The organism is Halomonas halmophila (assembly GCF_006540005.1).
Taxonomy (GTDB): domain Bacteria; phylum Pseudomonadota; class Gammaproteobacteria; order Pseudomonadales; family Halomonadaceae; genus Halomonas; species Halomonas halmophila.
In genome coordinates this window covers 44,585-64,888 of the sequence record NZ_BJOC01000011.1, presented here as the reverse complement: position 1 = coordinate 64,888, position 20,304 = coordinate 44,585, and the positions used below count along the sequence as shown (strand labels likewise).

Sequence of the window (20,304 nt, the reverse complement as noted above, 5' to 3'; positions counted from 1 at the left end):
ATGGCTACCCCTCATATCAAGGCCGAGCGCGGCGACTTCGCCGACACCGTGCTGATGCCCGGCGACCCGCTGCGGGCCCGCTATATCGCCGAGAACTTCCTCGAAGCCCCGCGCCTGGTCAACGACGTGCGCAACATGTACGGCTACACCGGCACCTACCAGGGACGTGAGGTCTCGGTGATGGGCCACGGCATGGGCATCCCCTCGGTGTCCATCTATGCCAAGGAGCTGATCACCGAGTTCGGCGTCGAGCGACTGATCCGCGTGGGCTCCTGCGGCGCGGTGCGCGACGACGTCAACGTCCGCGACGTGGTCATCGGCATGGGCGCCAGCACCGACTCCGGGGTCAATCGCACGCGCTTTCTGGGCAACGACCTGGGCGCCATCGCCGACTTCGAGATGACCCGCCACGCCGCCGATGCCGCGCGTGATCACGGCATTCCGGTCAAGGTCGGCAACATCTTCTCCGCCGATCTCTTCTATGACCCGCGTCCCGAGATGGTCGAGATGATGCGCCGCTACGGCATCGTCGGCGTCGAGATGGAAGCCGCCGGCCTGTATGGCGTCGCCGCCGAGTTCGGCGCGCGTGCCACCACCATCTGCACCGTCTCCGATCACATCGTCAAGGGCAACTCCCTGTCCAGCGACGACCGCGCCACCACCTTCGATGACATGATGCGTATCGCCCTGGACAGCGTGCTGCGCGACGACGCCGGGGGTGCGGCATGAGCGAGTCAGTGGAGTCGGAAATCGTCAGCGCCCTGGTCGCCGTGCGCGACCGCGCCTATGTGCCCTACTCCCGGCATCCGGTGGGCGCGCTGATCGTCAGCGAGAGCGGCACCCGCTACAGCGGCGCCAATGTCGAAGTGGCGCACTACAAGGGGCTATGCGCCGAAGCCTCGGCCATCGCCGCCATGGCCAGTGCCGGCGAGCGGCGCCTGCAGGACGTCTATGTCATCGGTCCCGGCGAGCACCTGTGCACGCCCTGCGGCGACTGCCGCCAGCGCATCCGCGAATTCGCCGACGACCGGACACGCATTCACGTGGTCGATGCCGAGGGCCGGTTGCTCAAGCGCTACACCCTGGAACAGTTGCTGCCGGACGCCTTTGGCCCCGATAATCTGCAACTCGAAAGATGATCTCATGGCCGGTCGGCTCGGCCGGCCAGCCTGTAACGCGGAAGTGACCTCATGCAGAGCCCCGCTCTCGCCATCGCTCGCACGCCCCTGGTCGCCGTCTACGGCACGCTGAAACGTGGCCTGCGCAATCACCACTGGCTGGACGGCGCGACCTTCGTCGGCACGGACCGACTGACCACCGCCACGCTCTATGACCTCGGCCACTGCCCCGGCGCCAAGGCCGAGCCCTCCCGCGGCGTGGAAGTGGAGGTGTATCGCGTCAGCACCCGCATCTTCACCGGCCTCGACCGTCTGGAAGGCTATCGTGTCCGCGCACCGGCCCATGGCGATTACGACCGAGCCATTCATGCCACCGCCTTCGGCCCGGCCTGGCTGTATCTCTACAACCACGACGTCAGTGGTTGTCCGGTCATTCGTGAAGGTAGCTGGCAACCCGCCGATTGACCCACTCTTCGCCCCGACGATAGCCATCGACCATCTGGAGCCCTCATGTCTCGTGTCATCGATATCCCCGCCGCCGACGGCACCATCGACGCCCATATCGTCACGCCCGCCAACACCGACGGCCCCCTGCCGGCCGTGGTGCTCTTCACCGATATCGGCGGTCTTCGCTCCTGCTACCTCGAGAAGGCCCAGCGCATCGCGGACAACGGCTACGCCGTGCTGATGCCCAACATCTACTACCGCGACGCGGCCGGCATCATCGTGCCGGAAGGCAAATCCTTCCGTGACCCGGATATCCGGCCGAGCCTGGTCGAATATGCCGGTCACCTCACGCCCGAGGCCCAATCCCGCGATTTCATCGCCCTGCTGGACTGCCTCGACCGCGAAGCCGAATTCACGAGCAGCAAGATCGCCGTGGTCGGCTACTGCATGACCGGCGGCTTCGCCCTGCGCATGGCGGCCGAGCACCCCGAGCGCATCGCCGCCGCGGCCGGCTTCCACTCCGCCAACCTGGCCAAAGCCGACGACGACAACAGCCCCGTTCGGGTGGTGGGCAATATCCAGGCACGTGTCTACTTCGGCCACGCCGACAAGGACGAACTGCTCCCCGCCGACCAGATCGCCCGCCTGGACGAAGCCCTGGCCACCGCCGGCGTGCACTTCACCACCGAACTCTACAAGGGCGCCCCTCACGGCTACACCGCCAAGGACGCCACCGGCTCCTACCACCCCGAAGCCGATGAACTGCACTACAAGCGTCTGGCAACGCTGCTGGAAGAAACCCTGTAAGGGCGCCTACCACCTCCGGCATGGTTCCCATGGGCATAGGACCACCATGCCGGACGTAACCCAGCTGCAGAGAAAAGAACGAGAGATACGGCGCCTCCATCTGACGAGTGTCTTCGTTCGGCCAAAAGCGGACGCACCGTAAATACTGAGGTAACGCCTGGTATAAGGTCCCTCTCCAACGATTTTTTATGCGGCATTTGGTATCTAACTTGAACCATCAAAACTGCTGATAGCCAAGCCGTGGATTTAGCCTAATTTTGCCGTCTGGTGAGAATGAAGGGGGGTGAACCGCGCTCTTGGGTTGCCCTACCTGACCGCCAACTAAGATCAAATTACGTTGCACTGCCTGCACGTACCCCCTTCGCAAAACCGCCTCGCTGATATCAGGATATTTATCAGAAATTTTTTTCGATAGGTCGCTTACCCTCATTTCTCCCCCACCTTTGCGAAGGATTTCAGCAATAGAAAATGCTACGTTTCTTGTCAGCTGCGAGTCCTTATTCAGCTCGATTAGTCGATCAGCGTAGCTATGCATTGTGTCCACAAATATTCGATGATGAGGGATGTACTGGTTGTCCTTATTAATACTTACAACCCGCTGCTCCGCTAACGTTGCCAAAACTAGCGTAATGGCTTCTTCAGTTTTTTGGGAGGAGGGCAGCTCGAAATTGGTAACTTGCTGGGAACGCTTTAAATAATGTTCTTCGATTTCATCATATGAACTAAGTTTGCGTAGCATGATTGCTTCAAACACAACAGCTCGTTGCCAATCACTTATTAACTCGGCCTTCCTAGCATTCGCCTGATCACTCAAGGATTGCTGAAGCATTATAATAGCTACAACTGCGGCGATCGATGTACCAATATACGAGAGCTTCTCTAACATCATGGCCTCCTGATCTTGCGATTATCAGTGATGATGACGCATAACTCTGTGGTGATGGACGTCAACGGAGCGCAGCGTAATTGACATCCCGTTAATCACCTTGTTGGCTTCTGGCATCACGACGAGGCTCAGACTCCACGCTCCCAGCCACCTTTGTTAAGGTCAGGCGCGGTGACTGTCAAGGTAGTTGTCGCCTCTGATGCTTTTTACGCTGCAGTTGGTTTGCGACAGGTCTGCGGCGTTGTTGCTTCTCGTTCAGGGTTCAATGTGACCACCTTGATGGGTGACCAGTTTCGGGTCTTGCCACTCCATCGTGCCGGGTTGTTCCGGCGTGCGGCCTGATACAGGGCGTGGCGCTTTCTCAGTATGGCCTTATCCTCGCCAGCATGCCGTTGCGCTGGCGTCACGAACCGAATACCGCTATGCCGATGCTCATGGTTGTACCAGTTCACGAAGCTCTGAACCCATTGCCGTGCTTTCTCGATACTGGCAAAACCACTCACCGGATAATCGGGCCGATACTTGCAGGTTCGAAACGCCGCCTCAGAATAAGGATTGTCGTTGCTGACACGTGGCCGACTGTAGGACGGCGTAATCTCGAGGTTGCGCAGCTTCTCTTGCAGCGTGGCGCCCTTGAACGGGCTACCGTTGTCGGCATGCAATACCAGCGGCTGATTGACGACTTGCTCGGCGAGCACGGCCCGTTCGAGGACGGTGCGCGAGTTGTGCGCCGATTCCGACAGGAAGACTTCCCAGCCCACCACCTTGCGGGTGAAGATATCGAGGATCATCACTAGGTAGTAATGCTGCCCCTTAATGGGCCCGCCGAGCCAGGTGCAGTCCCAGGACCAGGTTTGGTTGGGCGCGGATGCCCGGTAGGTGGTGGGCCTGGCATGATGTTTCGGCGCTCTGGCACGCCCACGGTGAACCACCTCATGATGGCGCCGCAAAATGCGATAGAACGTCGATACCGAGGCAAGGTGGCGGTTTTCTTCATCCAGCAGTCGCACGACGATCTGGTCGGGCGGGAGGCCGTCGAAAGCCGGCCGATGGCACACGTCGAGAACGTCCTGTTCTTCGGCCGGTGTCAGGGCATTAGCGGGCACCGGCCGTTCGGCAAAAGGGCGTTGATCCTCCCGGAGGATAGAACCACGTGTCCAGCGCTGATACGTACGGGCTGTCAGTCCGAGCATGCGGCAAGCAGGGGCGAGACGCGCGCCATTGGCGCGAGCCTCGTCGATCAGTTCAACGGCATGTTGGCGATCCGGGCCACTGATCATTTTTCCTCGTCCCCCCAGATCGCTCGGGCCTTTTTTCGCAGCGTCAACAAGGCAGCGGTCTCGGCCAGGGCCGCTTCCTTGCGCTGGAGTTCGCGCTCCAGCTCTCGGATGCGTTTGCGTTGCTGCTTGGCGTCATCGGCCTCACGGCGACGTTCCTCATGGGACAGGCTGGCGGCCTGCTCACAATCATGGCGCCAGCGCTGCAGTTGCTCAGGGTACAGTCCACGTCGGCGACAATACTCGGCGACGTCTTCGGCGTTCATGGGCGCGGTTTCGACCACGGCGGCGAACTTGTCCTGGGAAGACCATCCTGAGCTGCCTTGATCAGAGGCATCAGGAAGGCAGCGCCCCTCGGCGCGGGCTTCCTTGCGCCACTTGTAGACGGTGGCCACGGAGATACCTTCCTGCTCAGCGACCTCATAAGCGGATAGGTTGTGAGGTGGCAGCAGCTTGGCGACCACGGCTTGTCGGCGTTCCTCGGAGTAACGAGGCATGAATGGCTCCTATCGCCCCCTGGCATTTAAGAACAGGATATCAGAGGGAACGACAATCTGCCTGACACTGGGGGGGCGTAACGCATCGATTGCAGAAACAAGCTTCTAGATTTTTAAGCCATCGCCAAGAAACATAAAGCTCTTTCGCTCCGGATCGTACCAACGCATCATATCTGGTCTCCTCAATACCGCCTGGCTTTATTCCCATGCCTTACCCCTTTATAGACACTATTTTCCGATCCAAGCAAGGGGCTACCAAACTTTCACGCGGACGAAAAATCCTGCTGCTTGCCAGCAGTTCAGCTTTGGACCGGAAGCCATTCATGATAAATAGACCAAAATTGCGCATCCGGCCAGGAGCGGGCTTTCAGGATCTTTAACTTTATCCTAAATCTGAGAATATCTAAGCGTTTTGTGAAGACGGATCAAGCCAACAAATCTGTAAATTTTCAGTGGCACTGCTAAATTAAAACTCACCATACCTATTTTGATAAACATTCAACTTGATACCACACTATTGCCGCTGACGTTGTTTGATTTTTGAAGCGTGGCACCACCCACTGCATAAACTTTAGCTTTATTTCATTGTATTCATTTTTCTGGGGGAAATGTAGGCCTCGTTCATTCAATTCTGAAAAAAAGTAATTTCGTCCTGTTTGTTTTTCTTTTTCAGTTAGATCCACTTCCAAGCGGGGTGCCTTTGCCATATGAAAGCAATATGCAGCCTTAAGGAATTCAGTATCTTCCAATGGATACGCATAAACCATAGGTGGCACCAAAAGACAAAGCAGCAGAATTATCTTATTTAATTTATTCATATAATTTACGCCCCAAATTTGGTCTAACGCCTGATCCAGCCGCACTGAGGCCGAACTGAGGCCGAACTGAGCGTGCAGAATGTCGGCGACTAGAATCCAGCTGTGCGAATGCAATTTTGGACAAATTCGAATCACATTGTCATTAACCATACCTCAATATGAAAAGCGCAGTCATTAACATAATATAAAGTTATACATTCAGCTAGGAGCGCACGATCAGTCTTCCCGTGTGATCAACTGCCTCGATGACATGCTCGGCAGCACCATTTGCAACCATCAACTGTTGGCCAAACTTCGTTCGTGCAGCCGCTGTCGCCGGGCCGCAGGAATCATGAATGCCCAAAGGCAGACGGTTTTTGTCGGCTGGGGGATGCGGACATCCCGTCGTATGGACTTCGTGATTTCCATTATCGTCTGTATTCGTATTCACGTAGTAACGTGGCATTCTTCTTCTCCTATTCTATCTAAGGGCAAACAGCGAAGAATGATGGTTCAGTCATTGTTTTATAATCACATTGAGTCGCCAGCTGCTGCACTAATTTCATTATTATACTAACATTCCTTATTCAGCCAGAGGCAGGCGTTCATCGTAAGCTAAAATTATACCGTAATCACGCGCTTATCGTAAGCATGGCCTTGCTATGTAAACGTCTAGCATCCTTGAATCATTAGCCCAGGCCAGAACGCTGGGTTTATTAAATAATTAAGCTCCCCCTTATTCTTTATCATCCCATACATTAGCTTCATACTATAATTAAAATCGTAAATATACTTTGGCTCATCATCAATTATTAACCCTATAAACCCATACCACAATAAGAGTTCAAAAACATCATCGATAAAATTCTGCCCAACACCGAAATCACCTAAAATGCGCGATATATCATCCTTAGTAACAACCGACCTACTCCCTATGAACGCATAGAGAATGTCATCACTGCCGCTCTCCACGTCGTTCATTTCATACCCAATATCAGTCAACAAATCTGTTGAATAAGCTGCCAGCCCTTTCCTAACATCCTCCTCAAGAACACGCTCATGATTCAGGTTGATTGCAAAACTTTTACACTGATTAATCAAGTTTAATAAAAATCGCGGCCTCATTAATGATCGATCAATAAGATATTGGGAACTTTCCTCACCTGTATAATGACTTACAAAAACTCGAGGCCATAACGATTCGAACGTTTCTTCTCCATTAACGTCGTTAGATACAATTCGTAAGCGAATCAGCTCTCTCAGCAAATCAGGATCTGTCCAATCAAGAAGAACACTAGCCTCCTTTCCTCGATCAGACGTTTCTTGAACTAACAGCTCATACACATCGTTTCTTAAAAAGACGATTGTATTGACTAATATATTTGATTTTCCAAACTGACGCTCTATTTTCTTAGTCGCATCAATTAGACCTCTAATTATAAGTAGATCTTCATGTTTAAGGCCTGAAGTTGGCCAACCTTTATCAATATTGTCGAATAATAGCCAACAGACCTCCTTGTGCGCCATATAGTCGATTACTTGCTGAGATAAAGCTCTCACATCGTGGCAATAAAGCATTTCGGTTAAGCTAGGCGCCGATAGTCTAACATTAGCCTTATCTCCATATTGGGACCTATATTCCGTCGATATACTTTCCATCAGCGAGCTCATCCTTTCAGAAAAATCGCCTTCAGTCTCGTAGCCGTCAGCATGATAAAGATCAGCCAAGGTGCGATAAGGCTCATACAAAGTATGGTCACGTTTATGCTGTTCTTTATCTTTTTCAAGGATCTTGTAACATATCTCTAAAAGAAGAACATATTCCCAAAAGGCCATTATTGTATGTTGAAAAGTCCCCTCCTCTAAAAATAATAATATTAACTCTTTAAATTTAATCAACTTGTAACCATCGGGCTTTAAGTCTAAAACAATATTCCCTTTTTTATTTCTCTCCCGATCTCTTACTTGTAGAAATATTGCAGACTTCCCCGAACCCTTCCTGCCTACAACTATATTTGCCTCACCTCTTAACGACTTTAAAAACTGGTCAGTTTTTAAATAATAGCTTTCCAGCGTTCGCATTTCATTCTCTGCTGATGTTGACCCTAGGTCAAGAGATTGAAGAAATGTATCGGCGCTAGAGGTGGCTACTTCAGTATCCTTTTGAAAGGCCTCCGCAACTTTTCCTGCAAAATCAGCGATATGTTCGTTAACATCATCCGGATGGCGTGTAATACATACAAAGTCACGGTAATCTAATGGTACAGGATCATCTCCTTGCTGAAGAATACATAGTGCCTTCTCCATTCCATCCGACAACCCGGCAATAAAGGCTCCTCTTATATTATGCACGTCAGCGCCAACGACATTATTTGACAATAGAGGAACAACAACGCCATGAGACTGAGAAACCTGTACAATAGCGTCGCTGGCAGCTAATCGAGGCTGTTCATTTGGATCAAAAGACCGGAATAAAAATCGAGCTTTTTTTATCCGTGAGACTATCCGAGATGCCCAATCAGTCTTGTGCATCCCTTCTAAAAGGTATACTGGCGACTTGACATTTATTTTATTGGAGACAGCAAAAGGGCTTGACTTGTTGGCCGAATTTATGAACTCACTTAGCTCTTGAGAGTTCTGGTATTCTTTATACCCAAGCGTATCGAATATCCCAACCTCCCTGATAGCCGGACTTACCTCCCTTATTGTTTTGTTTTTTGTCAGCAATATGCGCTTCCCCTTACCGATTGCATACCCAATTTCGTAAGTAACATTAAAATTTAACTGGGAAATATCTGCCACAAGGAAGTCACATGACTCAATGCCTTCTAGAACCTTTTCAGAAATAAAGTGACCGGGTATGTCAAGCGCCTTCCAAGTTTTAACTTCATTTTTAGGGCTCGTTTGCAGAGCCTCCACAGCCTGCTCAATTGTTTGACCAACCTCTGGAGGGTGTGAGGCGTACGCATAAAACCCAGATTCTTTATTGCATGTCATCATGTTCCCTCTAAGGTTAAATTTTTAATTTTACATATATATAACAGTGATTAGATTACTCATCCTATGATGGGATGAACGTTCCAGTTGAGTTTGCCAGCCTTGGCCACTTTGGGTCGTTAGCGGCCGTGGTACCCCTCCGTTTCCACCCTGCGAAAAGCACCGGACACTGATCCCCCATAGCTCATCTTGTCCCTCAGCCTGCCACCAAACCACCCACAGGACCAGACTCGATACGGGCTGCGTTGACTTGGGTTGGCAACGAGAACATCGGCTGCGTAATTCGCTACGAACCAATCTCCCCTACTCCCCAAAGCGGCGACGTAGATAAGCGATGATGGCACTGGATTCGTAGAGCCAGCGAGTTTCTCCGTTCTCCTCGATGCGCAGGCAGGGCACCTGGCCCTTGCCGCCGCCTTCGATCAGGGCGCGGCGATGTTCGGGGTCGAGGCGGGTGTCGCGGATCTCGATGTTCACGGCGAGGCAGGTGATCTCGCGGCGCACCCGCACGCAATACGGGCAGCTCCAGAACTGGTAGAGCGCCAGGGCTTCACAGGCACGGTCGACTTCGGCCTGGGCCGCGGCGTCACGGTTTACTTCAGGGGCCGTTCCCAGTTTCTTCGCAACCCAGGTCAGTGGTACCAGCAAGGTCTGGATCAAGGTTCGCATGTGGTGTTCCTCCTGCCCTCAAAATAAGTCGCTCCGGCATCTCTCGGGACTCGCCCTTTATCCCGTCTCGCGAACCACCAGTTCAACCGGCATCGAGACATGGCGTGGTGGCTTGCCCGCCAGTGCCTCGCCGAGCAGCTCGACGCTCATCTCGGCGATGCCGGCGATGTCCTGGCGCACTGTGGTCAGGGATTCCGCCAGGCTCGGCAGGTCGTCGAAGCCGGTAACCGCGACCTCGTCGGGCACGCTCAGGCCATGATCCTGCAGAGCCGTCAGGCAGCCCCGGGCGAGTTCGTCATTCTCGCAGACCAGGCCATCATAGATGTGCGGCTGCTGTTCGAGGCGCCGGCTCAGCCAACGATAACCGGTCAGCGCCGGGTCCAGGTTGGGCGGGATGTCGATCAGCGTGGGCTCGAGGCCGGCTTCATCGAGCGCCTGGCGATAGCCGTTCAGGCGATGCTGGCTGTGGGGGCTCTGCAGGTCGTCACCGACGAAGGCGATGCGCTGCCGTCCGCCCTCGATCAAGTGACGGGTGGCCAGGTAGATGCCGTGTCGATCCTCCGGTGCTACCGAGAAGCCCTCCCCGGCCAGACCGATGCGCACGCAAGGCACACCGTGGGAGGCCATCAGCTCGGGGCGCGGGTCATCGGCGAACTCGCCGAGCAGAATGGCGGCGCCGGCCTGTTCGGGCAGGGTCGCCGTGCGGTCGTGGGCGAAGAAGATCGGCACCATGCCCTGGCGATGCAGCGCCACGGTCAGGTGCTGGTAGAGCAGGATGTAGTAGGGCCGCAGCTCGAAATCGCGGCGACCCAGCGAGATCCCCACCACGGCGGCCTTGCCGCTGATGAGCTGGCGGGCAGCGGCGCTAGGCTGGTACTCGACGTCGCGGCTGATGGTGAGGATGCGTTCGCGCAGCGCCTCGCTGATGCCGGGCTTGTCGTTGAGCGCGCGGCTGACCGAGGCGATGGAGACGCCAGCCCGCCGCGCGATTTCCCGAATGTTGGCCGTCTTTGCCGCTGCTCTGCCCATTACCTGCCTCGTCTCCGGTGGCCGGCCACGTCGATCGCCATCTACTGCCGCCGACCACTGGATTGTGCCCGATCGAGCCGCTGGGTGCGACTCAGGTGCCCTGCCCCTCCAGGCGCAGGACGCCGCCTCGGGCGTCGGAGTCGAAGCAGGCATCCAGCACCTTCTGCAAGGCCGCTCCACGGGCGAAGTCGGGCTGGTCGTTGATGCCACTGGCGACACTATCGACGAAGCGCCGGTAGATGCTCGGCGTCGGCGGCGCCGTGAGCTCGCGCCAGCGCGCAGGATGCACATCCTCGTCGAAGCACACCTCGACCCGGTCCCGGGCCGCATCGAGGTCGACGCGCAGCGCGCCGCGGTCGCCGTGAACCGAGAGCGTCAGCGAGTTGTGATGGCCGGTAGCCCAGCGAGTGGCCTGTACGGTGCCCAGCGCGCCACCGGCAAACTCGACCTGCATCAGGGCGCTGTCATTGGCGTCGAGGGTGTACTCGCCGATGCGGTTGTCCGGCGCCTTGTCGAAGCACTTGAGCCGACAGGTCACCGCGGCGATGTCGCCTACAGGGAAACTGGCGAAATCGAGGATATGCACCCCCACGTCGCCCAGCACGCCCTTGCTGCCGTGGGCCTCGGAAAGCCGCCACAGCCACTGGCTGTCCTGGTCCCAACGGCCCCAGGCGTCGCTGACCAGCCAACTCTGACGGTAGCTGGCATCGACATGCATCACCCGGCCCAGTCGACCCTCGGCCACCAGCTCGCGGGCCAGCTGGATCGCCGGGGCGTCGCGATAGCTGAGGTTGACCATGTTGATCACCCCGGTTTCACGGGCCGCCGCCGCCATTTCCTCGGCGTCCGCGGCGTTGGTGGCCAGCGGCTTCTCGCAGAGGACGTGTTTGCCGGCGGCGACGGCGGCCAGTGTCGTCGCCCGGTGGACGCCATCCGGCGTCACGTTGCTCACCGCCTGGATGTCGTCGCGAGCCAGCATGGCCTCGAGATCGGTATACACCGCCGGAATGCCGTGCTCGTCGGCGAAGGCGTGGGCCTTGTCGCCATCCAGGTCGCAGACCGCCACCAGCTCGACGCCTTCGAGGGCGTGAAACTGCCTGGCATGCTCGCCGGCCATGCCGCCGGCGCCGATGATCGCCAGTCGCATCACTTGAAGCCCTCCTCGCCGGGCTTGTGCAGGCTCTCGCCCTTGACCTCGACCGGATCGGGCGCCTGGTCGGGCGGCACATTGGGGCAGCTGTCGATCCACCGCGAGCCCTCGGGAGTCGCCCATTTCACGGCGTTTCTGAGCACTCGCTGTATCTGGGCGTCGTAGTAGATCGGGTAGGTTTCGTGGCCGGGGCCGAAGTAAAAGATCTTGCCGTTGCCGCGTTTGTAAGTGAGGCCGGAGCGAAATACCTCTCCGCCCTCGAAGGCACTGATGAACAGCACCTCATCGGGATTGGGCACGGCGAAGGGCTCGCTATACATCTCGCTGTGCGGCAACTCGATATAGCTGCCCAGCCCCTGGACGATGGGATGGCCGGGGTTGACCACCCACAGCCGTTCGCGCTCGCCCGCCTCGCGCCACCGCAGCGAGCAGGTGGTGCCCATCAGGCGCTTGAAGATCTTCGAGTAATGCGCGGAATGCAGTGCCAGCAGGCCCATGCCCTGCAGCACTCGGGCCTGGACACGGTCAACGATGTCGTCGCGGACCTCGCCGTGGGCCGCATGGCCCCACCACAGCAACACATCGGTATCGTCGAGCAACGCCTCGGGCAACCCCTGCTCGGGGTCCTGCAGGGTGACGGCGCGCGCCTCGATCTGCGCATCCTGGTTGAGCGCCGCGGCGATGCAGGCGTGCATGCCTTCGGGATAGAGGCGCGCGACTACCTCGTTGGTCTGCTCGTGGACGTTCTCGCCCCAGACCGTGACCTTGATCGTCATGAATTGGCTCCTCTGGATGACGCCCGGCGGGCGCGATTCACCTGGCTATCGGAACCACTATCGAGAGTGGCGACATGACGACAAAGTAAAGGTTTACGACATGCACGTAAACGTTTACTCAGTGCCACCATGGTCGCATCTCAGCTCATGACGACGCGGGGCACGTATCAGGTACCGGGATCCGGCGAACTACCCGTGGCGCTGGTCTGGCGTTGGGGATCCGCCACGCCGGCTTCGCCGGCATCCCGGCCAGCGGCGTCGCGTCCATCGCCACGCTCGCTGCTGCCGTCGAGCCGGCCACCGCCGCGCCCTTCCATGCTGACGCTGAGGCGTGGCACGCCGAGGTCGACCTCCTGCTCTTCCATGCGCTGCTTGAGCAGCAGGTTGAAGGCACGCGCCACATCCCACTGCATTTCCGGTGCGGTGCGAAAGCGCATGCGCAGGATCGGACAGCCATCCTCGAAGGCATGAATGCCCTGCATTTCCAGCGGCGACCAGATGTGATGGCGCATCATCGGGTCCTGGCGCAGCGCCCTGGCGGTTTCGTGCATCAGGGTGATGGCATCGTCGATCTTCATGTCGTAGGGGATGCGGATCTTCATCAGGGCCACGCCGAACTGCCGCGACATGTTATGGATCGAGTCGATGCGACTGAAGGTGATGATGTGCACGATGCCATCCAGGTCGCGCAGACGTACCGTGCGCAGCGTGAGCCCTTCCACGGTGCCCATATGACCATTGATCTGCACGAAGTCGTCCACCGCCAGGGAGTCTTCGATGAGAATGAAGATGCCGGTGATCAGGTCCTGCACCAGGGTCTGGGCCCCGAAGCCGATGGCCAGGCCGATGACACCGGCACCGGCGAGCAGCGGCGTGACGTTCACGCCCAGGTTGGCCAGCCCCACGATGGCGGCGATGATCACGATGGTGGCGAAGATCACATTGCGGATCATCGGCGTGATCGTCTGGGCCCGCGCCTGATTGACCCGCCGCCCCCGCGAGCGGGCCGATGACACCAGGGCACGCTGGATCGCCGTGTCGGCGAAGATCCAGGCCAGCCAGGCCAGCAGGAAGGTGAAGCCGATCCCCAGCAACGCCTGGCCGATGCGCACGCTGGCGACTCCCTGGGTGCCGATGCCGATCAGGGAAGCCCCCCAGACCTGCAGCGACAGCTCGGCGAAGGCGATCCAGGCCAGCACATGCCCCAGCGCGTAGCCGAAGCGTTCCAGACGGCGGCGATACTCGCTCTGACGACGCTTTCTGGTGCGTTTTTCGGCATGTCGACGCAGCACCCCGGCGACCACCAGCGTCAGCACCAGCAGGGCCGCCGAAATGATCGAACGCGCCAGCGCCGTGCCCACATCGCCGCCGGTAACGAAGATCGCCAGCAGCGAGCCGCCCACCAGCAACAGCGCCGGCACATGCCAGAGGCCACCGACCACCCGGATCACCTCGGAGGTGTTGCTCTTTTCCCGGCGCTGCGAATAGGGCCGATTGCGGATCAGATGCTTGATGGGACGCTTGAAGCGAAGGATGAAGCGCCCGCTCAGCACAGCCGCCAGGATATTGGCCAGCACCGAGAACAGGCTCGCCAGATCGAGGCCGATGAAACTGGTCAACCGCGAGGACTGGAAGGCATCGCCCAGCGCGATCAAGGCGCCGATCATGAACAGCGGGCGCAGGCCATGGAATTGCAGAATGCGCACGGCCATGAAGCGATGGCCGCGGGTGAATACGGCGATGACCGTTTCGACCACCACGGACAGGGCGCGGCCGCACAGCGCGACATAGGCGATCACCAGCGCCGCGGTGCGACCGGCACTCCCCGGCACCAGCTGGGCGATACCCAGGGTCATGGCGAATGCCAGAGCCCAGGGCAGCATGCGGCGCAGGAAATGGATCACCATCAGGGAGGCACGCGGCTCGCGCGGCAGGTCCAGCGGCCAGTCGCGTCGCCTGGCCAGCATGCGCCCCAGGGCAATCAGGATCACCAGCAGGCCAGCCCAGATGGCCACCAGCACCATCAGCTCGATGGCAAACCGGACCAGCTCGGCGTTGCCGGTGCCGACGATGAGGTCGGTCAGATCCTGCCAGCCCTCGGTCAGCTTGAGTCGCCAGCCCTCCAGCGGCGAGTCACCGGCCTCGGCCTGTTCCCCCAACTGATTGAAGGTGTCGGCCAGGGCCCCCAGCAGGCCCTGGGGCGAGGTAATGCCCGACTCTTCCGCGGCCGGTTGATTGGCGGTGCGCAATGCCTCCAGGCTTTCCAGCAACGCCTGCCGCTTGGCGTCATTCTCCAGCGTCGAGATGACCTGATCCAGCGAGGCCTGGAGCTCGGCCGAGTCCAGGTTCTCGGCCTGGCGGGCCTCCGCCAGGGCGGAAAACGGTGCCGGTTGAGCGGCCACGTTCCACGAACCCAGCAACGTCAGACACAACAGCACAACAAGCAAACAAGGGCGCGCGGCAAACAGCATTGGGTCTCCAGTCGCGACTATGGGGCGTAAAAGTGGGTATCATGACATAAATACGCCAGGACGGTGTGTTAGGGTTCCACCACCTGACAACAGGATGACGTCATGACGCCGCAACCGCCACCCACTCCGCGCAATGCCGACGGCCGGACACGTCGAGTCGGCGTCGAAATCGAGTTTGCGGGAATCCCGCCCCAGGATACCGCCGAACTGGTGCAGTCGCTGTTCGGTGGCGAACTCGATGCCATCAGCGCGCATCGTCTCAAGGTGATCAACACCCGCTGGGGCGACTTCGGCATCGAGCTGGACACCCAATACGCCCACCCTGAACAGCGCTTCGCTCCGGAGTCGGATCCCGACAGCGAATGGCAGCGCATGCGCCAGGATTTTCATAACCGTACCCGCGAACTGATCGGCGACGTGGTGACCGGCCTGGTGCCCACCGAGATCGTCTGCCCGCCGGTACCCTGGGACGAACTCGACCAGCTCGATGCCCTGTTTGATGCCTTGCGCCAGCGCGGCGCCAAGGGCACCGATGCCAGCCTGTTGTATGGCTTCGGCCTGCACTTGAACCCCGAGGCCGCCAGCCTCGAGACCCGGGATATCCTCGACTGCCTGCGCGCCTACCTGCTGACCGCCCGCTGGCTGCGCGAACAGATTCACGTCGACATCACTCGTGAGGTCCTGCCGCACGCCAACCCCTTCACGCGCGCCTATGCGCTCAAGGTGCTGGACCCCGACTATGCGCCGGACTTGCGGACCCTGATCGACGACTATCTGGAACACAACCCGACGCGTAATCGTGAGCTCGACCTGCTGCCGCTCTTTGCCTACCTGGACCCGGAGCACCCGCACGAGCTGCTCGGTGACCATCTGGTCAAGCCGCGCCCCACCTATCACTACCGGCTGCCCAACGCCCAACTGGCGCAACCCGAATGGGGCGCCAGCCTGGAGTGGAATCGCTGGCTCGAGGTAGAGGTGCTGGCCGCGGCGCCGGACACGCTGGCCGAACGCGGTGCGCAGTACCTGGCACGCCACCGCCCCGGCTGGCCACGCCGCTGCTGGAACACGCTGCGACACAAGTTGGGGCGCTGATGTCGGAACGTCCCCTGATCGGCATTACCACGTCCGATCACAAGAGTCGCATTGCCTGGTGGTTCGACTGGTTCGCGGTCTGGCGTCATGGCGGCCGACCGCTGCGCCTCTCGCCTTCCCGGGAAGTTCCGGCACGCCTCGACGGCCTGATCATCGGCGGCGGAGACGACATCCAGGCCCACCTGTACGACGTCGAGATGCACCTCGACGTGCGGGTCGACCCGCAGCGCGATGACCTGGAACTGCAGTTGCTGGAACGCTTCATACCACGCGGCACACCGGTGCTCGGCATCTGCCGTGGCGCCCAGCTGATCAATGTCTATCTGGGCGGCACCCTGGACCCGGACATCTACACCACTCACGAAGGCCTCAAGCAGCGGCGTACCGTACTGCCCCGCAAGACGGTGGATATCGTCGGCGCCAGCCAGCTCAATCGTATCCTCAAGGTCACCTGGTGCCGCATCAACAGCCTGCATCACCAGGCGGTTCAGGAAGCCGGCGACGGCATCGAGATCGTCGCCCGCGACCGCGACGGCCTGGTTCAGGGCATCGAATCCCGGCGGCACGACTTCCTGATCGGCGTGCAGTGGCATCCTGAATGGCTGATCTTCAATCGCCCCCAGCAACGCCTGATTCGTGCTCTGGTCGATGCCGCACGACGCCGTTGAGCCTCCACATATAAAACAGGCCACCCTGGGGTGGCCTGATAGCGTCCTGGTTCAGGGAAGTATTTTACCCCTCCAGCTTGGCATCCAGACTGATCTCGGCATTGAACAGCTTGGACACCGGGCAACCTGCCTTGGCCTTGTTGGCCGCATCCTCGAAGGCCGCCTGATCCGCGCCCGGAACGCTGGCACGGGTCTGCAGATGAATCTTGCTGATGCTGAAGCCGCTCTCGTCCTCGACCAGCGAGACGTCGGCCTGTGTGGCAATGCGCTCCGGCGTGTAACCGGCCTCGCCGAGAATCATCGACAACGCCATCGAATAGCAGCTGGCGTGTGCCGCCCCGATCAGTTCTTCGGGGTTGGAACCACCCTCGCCTTCGAAACGCTTGGCAAAGCTGTAGGACGCCTCGTCGAGCACGCCACTTTGCGTCGAGACCGTACCCTTGCCATCCTTCAAACCACCTTGCCAGACAGCGTTTCCGTTCTTCGTGATGCTCATGTCGACTCCTCGTATCCTGGGTTGGTCGCAATCTTGCCCTTGCAGTCTAGACAATGGGGATGACGCTGCTGAGACACAAGGGGCATTGCATCGTGAATAACGGCAACACAGAATGCGGCGCTCAAGCGCACACGCTTTTCAACAGGAGCTGACATGTCGAATCGTCCCGAAGTCACGCTAGCCGCCACTGCCCATGAACCAGCCGTTACACTCCCCGCCATCGGCCAGGGAACCTGGTTCATGGGCGAGGGGTATGCAACGCACGAGGAAGAAGTCAGTGCCTTGAAGGAAGGGCTGGATCACGGGCTCACCCTCATCGATACCGCCGAGATGTATGCCGAGGGCCAGGCCGAGAGAGTCGTCGGGGATGCCCTGAAGGGCCGACGCGATGAAGCTTTCGTGACCTCCAAGGTGTATCCCTGGAACGCCGGCCGCGACACCGCCATGAAGGCCTGTGAAGATAGCCTGCAGCGCCTGGGCACCGATTATCTCGATCTCTACCTGCTGCACTGGCCGGGTGGCATCCCGATCGACGAGACACTGGAAGCCTTCGAGCGCCTGCGCGATGCCGGCAAGATCCGTCGCTTCGGCGTCTCCAATTTCGATGTCGAGGACATGCGCGCCCTGATCGACCGACCGGGCGGCGAGGCCTGCGCCGCCAACGAGGTGTTGTATCACCTGGGCTCGCGTGGCATCGAATACAGCCTGACGCCCTGGCAGCGCGCGCACGACATACCGGTGATCGCCTACTGCCCGCTCGCCCAGGGTGGCCGTCTGCGCCGTGACATGCTCGATCATCCGGATCTCGTAGCCACGGCCGCCGAGCTGGACCTGACCCCGGCCCAGCTGCTGCTGGCCTGGACCATCCGCCCAGTGGAAGGCCAGCACAATATCCTGGCCGTGCCCAAGGCCGCCCAGCGGCAACACGTCCGCGACAACGCCGCCGCCCTGAATGCCACTCTGGGCGATGACATCCTGGCACGCCTGAACAGCATCTTCCCGACGGCCGTGGCCAAGGAGCGCCTCGACATGGTTTAAGCAAGCACTAACCACGTCGCCGCGCAGAAGCCATATAACGAGTCGTGAAGCGAACTGTCGTCCGAGTTGGCGCCCTGATTCGCCAGCAGCGAATGGGCAGCGCCCCCGGACGCCCCGCAGGGTAGTCGCCACGGATGGCGACGGTAGTGCCGCAATGTTCGGCGCAGGTACTCAAGCAATGGCTTCCGGGCTGACGTGGCTTGCCAGCCTTACTGCCGACCGCTCAGGCAGGCCGCTTCCCACTCGGTCCTGCCGTATTCCCGGCATAGCCCTTCATGGATCGCATTGCGTTCTTCCGGAGACTTGTGCTGACTGGCCTTGTGCTTGCCGGTTATCCATTCAATGGTCAATTCGATCCCGACAATGGCACGACACATGCCCGCAATATAATCCTCCGGCGCGTCCTCGACCCGCCAGGGCGACGATCGCCCGCCCTCGAACCGCTCGGTCAGCGCAGTGACCATATCCAGCACCCAGTCGGGATCATCGATCAACCGCAGTCGACCATGGACATGTACGACCTGATAATTCCAGGTCGGCACCACCCTCCCGTGTTCACGCTTGGCCGGGTACCAGCTCGGAGTGACATAAGCGTGAGGGCCGTGAAAGATGGCCAGGGCATCACCGCCATCATCCGCCGCCTCCAGGCACGGAACCAGCGGATTGGCACGCGCCACATGGCCAATGAGCCGGTCTCGACTCCGGTCATCCTCGGCAGGCTGCAGGAGTAGCGGTAGATGATCCGCACTCAACTGCCCGTCAGCCAGGTTGGTGACCAGGGTCGCAAAGGGGGCCTCAGCGATAACCCGATGACAGTCATCCCGCTGCTCCATGCGGAATCTGGATGGCTGGTGCATGGTCATCCCCCTTGCCCTTGGGCCAGCATCAGCGACGCTAGCCCCTGCCGCTGATGGCCGTCCGCATCGAAATTGTCAGGGGCCAGCCAGCGTCGCTGGGCCGCCGCGATCGCCGGCCATTCGCTGTCGATCACGGCATACCAGGCCGTATCTCGGTTACGGCCGGCGACCACGCGATGCTGACGAAAGATGCCCTCGTAACGAAAGCCAAGCCGCTCGGCCGCGCGTCGCGACGCGGCATTGAGGGCATCACACTTCCATTCCAGGCGCCGATAGCCCTTGCCGAAGGCCTCGGCCATCATCAGCATCAGGGCTTCGCTGGATACCCGGCTGCCCGCCATGCGCGGCGAGAAGCTCAAGTGGCCGATCTCGACTCGGCCATCAGCGGGCACATCATTGAGATAGGCCGCCATACCCACTGCCTGGCCATCGGCAGGGTCGACAACGGCATAGCAAAGCAGCTCCGGGTCGCCACTCATGCGCATCAGCCAGGCCCTGCAGCCATCCTCGTCGTTGAACGGCCGGCCACCCAGATAGGTCCAGCGAGCAAGCGCCTGGGGGTCATGATCGAACTCCGGGGCCGATTCCCGCCACGCTTGCCACAGGCTCGCTGCATGGGAGTCCGCGTTCAATGGTTCCAGCCGGCAGAAGCGCCCACTGATCAGCGTAGACTCAAGCCCGGCGGGCGGCTCCCACCCCACTACTTCAGGCCCTACCGGCTGGCCGTAGTCATTGGTTTCAGGCGTCATGGCATCACCTCCAGAAAGTTTCAGGCAGTAACCAGGTAGGTATCGAAGGCCGCATCGCGTTGCCAACCGAGTGCCTCGTAGCGGGACTTGGCCGCGCTGTTTTCCACCTGGGTACGTAGCATCAATTGTGGTACACCCTGGGAGCGCGCCAGCTCGCGTGCCGCTTCCAGCAAGGCGCTCCCGGCGCCTTCACGACGTGACTCGGGCGTGACGAACAGGTCGTTGAGTATCCAGCGTGATGCCAGGCTGGTGGTCGAAGGCACCGGAAATAACTGCGCGAAACCGATGGCGCGATTGTCGGCATCAAGTGCCAGCAACACATGCGCATCCCCTTTGTCGAAGCGCTGCTCCATGAAATGCCGGGCGCCTTCGGGGTCACTGGATTGACGGTAGAACTGTCGATAGCCGTCGACCAGCGGTACCAGGTCGTCGAGCTGTTCGCGTGTCGCTTGAGAGATCGTGATCATGGCAAGGCTCACTGTT

Annotated in this window: 20 protein-coding genes and 1 pseudogene; 7 read left to right on the top strand and 14 right to left on the bottom strand. The window is 59.2% G+C overall.

Going from position 1 to position 20,304, the window contains the following annotated elements:
- From deoD to HHA01_RS03050, 4 genes are read left to right on the top strand one after another with little or no spacing between them, the layout of a single operon-like run.
- Nucleotides 1-729, top strand: a complete 729-nt coding sequence (gene deoD, locus HHA01_RS03065; RefSeq protein ID WP_141317643.1) for a purine-nucleoside phosphorylase — start codon at nt 1-3, stop codon at nt 727-729.
- Nucleotides 726-1,139: a cytidine deaminase gene (gene cdd / locus HHA01_RS03060; RefSeq protein ID WP_141317642.1), complete on the top strand. Its 414-nt coding sequence runs from the start codon at nt 726-728 to the stop codon at nt 1,137-1,139. The genes deoD and cdd overlap by 4 nt, the downstream gene beginning before the upstream one ends.
- Nucleotides 1,140-1,190: 51 nt before the next feature.
- The gene (locus HHA01_RS03055) at nt 1,191-1,583 is read left to right on the top strand and encodes a gamma-glutamylcyclotransferase family protein (protein WP_141317641.1); all 393 of its coding nucleotides are present in this window, start codon (nt 1,191-1,193) and stop codon (nt 1,581-1,583) included.
- 45 nt (nt 1,584-1,628) lie between these two features.
- On the top strand, nt 1,629-2,372 hold the full coding sequence (locus HHA01_RS03050) for a dienelactone hydrolase family protein (protein ID WP_141317640.1): 744 nt from the start codon (nt 1,629-1,631) through the stop codon (nt 2,370-2,372).
- Nucleotides 2,373-2,589: 217 nt separating this feature from the next.
- On the opposite strand, the gene HHA01_RS03045 is transcribed toward HHA01_RS03050, so the two are convergent.
- From HHA01_RS03045 to HHA01_RS03000, 10 genes and pseudogenes are all read right to left on the bottom strand, one after another.
- On the bottom strand, nt 2,590-3,258 hold the full coding sequence (locus HHA01_RS03045; protein WP_141317639.1) for a hypothetical protein: 669 nt from the start codon (nt 3,256-3,258) through the stop codon (nt 2,590-2,592).
- A gap of 206 nt (nt 3,259-3,464) precedes the next feature.
- Nucleotides 3,465-5,032, bottom strand: a pseudogene (locus HHA01_RS03040) (IS3 family transposase).
- Between the two features lie 482 nt (nt 5,033-5,514).
- A complete protein-coding gene (locus tag HHA01_RS03035) occupies nt 5,515-6,000 on the bottom strand; it encodes a hypothetical protein (protein ID WP_170214824.1) in 486 nt (161 codons plus the stop codon).
- 52 nt (nt 6,001-6,052) lie between these two features.
- On the bottom strand, nt 6,053-6,295 hold the full coding sequence (locus HHA01_RS03030; RefSeq protein WP_141317637.1) for a hypothetical protein: 243 nt from the start codon (nt 6,293-6,295) through the stop codon (nt 6,053-6,055).
- 206 nt (nt 6,296-6,501) lie between these two features.
- Nucleotides 6,502-8,829: a P-loop ATPase, Sll1717 family gene (locus HHA01_RS03025; protein ID WP_218023776.1), complete on the bottom strand. Its 2,328-nt coding sequence runs from the start codon at nt 8,827-8,829 to the stop codon at nt 6,502-6,504.
- Between the two features lie 300 nt (nt 8,830-9,129).
- Complete coding sequence (locus tag HHA01_RS03020; protein ID WP_141317636.1) at nt 9,130-9,495, bottom strand: glutaredoxin family protein; 366 nt, start codon at nt 9,493-9,495, stop codon at nt 9,130-9,132.
- 57 nt (nt 9,496-9,552) lie between these two features.
- Nucleotides 9,553-10,524 (bottom strand): LacI family DNA-binding transcriptional regulator, encoded by a 972-nt coding sequence (locus HHA01_RS03015; RefSeq protein WP_141317635.1) that lies wholly within the window; start codon nt 10,522-10,524, stop codon nt 9,553-9,555.
- 91 nt (nt 10,525-10,615) lie between these two features.
- Nucleotides 10,616-11,671, bottom strand: a complete 1,056-nt coding sequence (locus HHA01_RS03010) for a Gfo/Idh/MocA family protein (protein WP_174787710.1) — start codon at nt 11,669-11,671, stop codon at nt 10,616-10,618.
- Nucleotides 11,671-12,450, bottom strand: a complete 780-nt coding sequence (locus HHA01_RS03005) for a ThuA domain-containing protein (protein ID WP_141317633.1) — start codon at nt 12,448-12,450, stop codon at nt 11,671-11,673. The genes HHA01_RS03010 and HHA01_RS03005 overlap by 1 nt, the downstream gene beginning before the upstream one ends.
- 167 nt (nt 12,451-12,617) lie before the next feature.
- A complete protein-coding gene (locus HHA01_RS03000) occupies nt 12,618-14,921 on the bottom strand; it encodes a mechanosensitive ion channel family protein (protein ID WP_141317632.1) in 2,304 nt (767 codons plus the stop codon).
- Nucleotides 14,922-15,023: 102 nt separating this feature from the next.
- Between HHA01_RS03000 and HHA01_RS02995 the strand changes: the two genes are divergently transcribed.
- On the top strand, nt 15,024-16,013 hold the full coding sequence (locus HHA01_RS02995; protein ID WP_141317631.1) for an amidoligase family protein: 990 nt from the start codon (nt 15,024-15,026) through the stop codon (nt 16,011-16,013).
- On the top strand, nt 16,013-16,681 hold the full coding sequence (locus HHA01_RS02990) for a gamma-glutamyl-gamma-aminobutyrate hydrolase family protein (RefSeq protein ID WP_141317630.1): 669 nt from the start codon (nt 16,013-16,015) through the stop codon (nt 16,679-16,681). Before HHA01_RS02995 ends, HHA01_RS02990 begins: the two co-directional genes overlap by 1 nt.
- Before the next feature lie 64 nt (nt 16,682-16,745).
- On the opposite strand, the gene HHA01_RS02985 is transcribed toward HHA01_RS02990, so the two are convergent.
- Nucleotides 16,746-17,177 (bottom strand): OsmC family protein, encoded by a 432-nt coding sequence (locus tag HHA01_RS02985; RefSeq protein ID WP_141317629.1) that lies wholly within the window; start codon nt 17,175-17,177, stop codon nt 16,746-16,748.
- A gap of 153 nt (nt 17,178-17,330) precedes the next feature.
- On the opposite strand from HHA01_RS02985, the gene HHA01_RS02980 reads away from it, so the two are divergent.
- On the top strand, nt 17,331-18,215 hold the full coding sequence (locus HHA01_RS02980; protein ID WP_141317628.1) for an aldo/keto reductase: 885 nt from the start codon (nt 17,331-17,333) through the stop codon (nt 18,213-18,215).
- Between the two features lie 209 nt (nt 18,216-18,424).
- Here the strand turns inward: HHA01_RS02980 and HHA01_RS02975 are convergent, their stop codons facing one another.
- Genes HHA01_RS02975 through HHA01_RS02965 form a run of 3 tightly spaced genes read right to left on the bottom strand, consistent with a single transcriptional unit; the run spans nt 18,425 to nt 20,288 of the window.
- Entirely contained in the window at nt 18,425-19,072 is a 648-nt protein-coding gene (locus HHA01_RS02975; protein ID WP_141317627.1) for an FMN-binding negative transcriptional regulator, read from the bottom strand.
- Between the two features lie 2 nt (nt 19,073-19,074).
- A complete protein-coding gene (locus HHA01_RS02970) occupies nt 19,075-19,821 on the bottom strand; it encodes a GNAT family N-acetyltransferase (RefSeq protein WP_141317626.1) in 747 nt (248 codons plus the stop codon).
- Between the two features lie 20 nt (nt 19,822-19,841).
- The gene (locus tag HHA01_RS02965) at nt 19,842-20,288 is read right to left on the bottom strand and encodes a GNAT family N-acetyltransferase (RefSeq protein ID WP_141317625.1); all 447 of its coding nucleotides are present in this window, start codon (nt 20,286-20,288) and stop codon (nt 19,842-19,844) included.
- Nucleotides 20,289-20,304 lie beyond the last annotated feature (16 nt).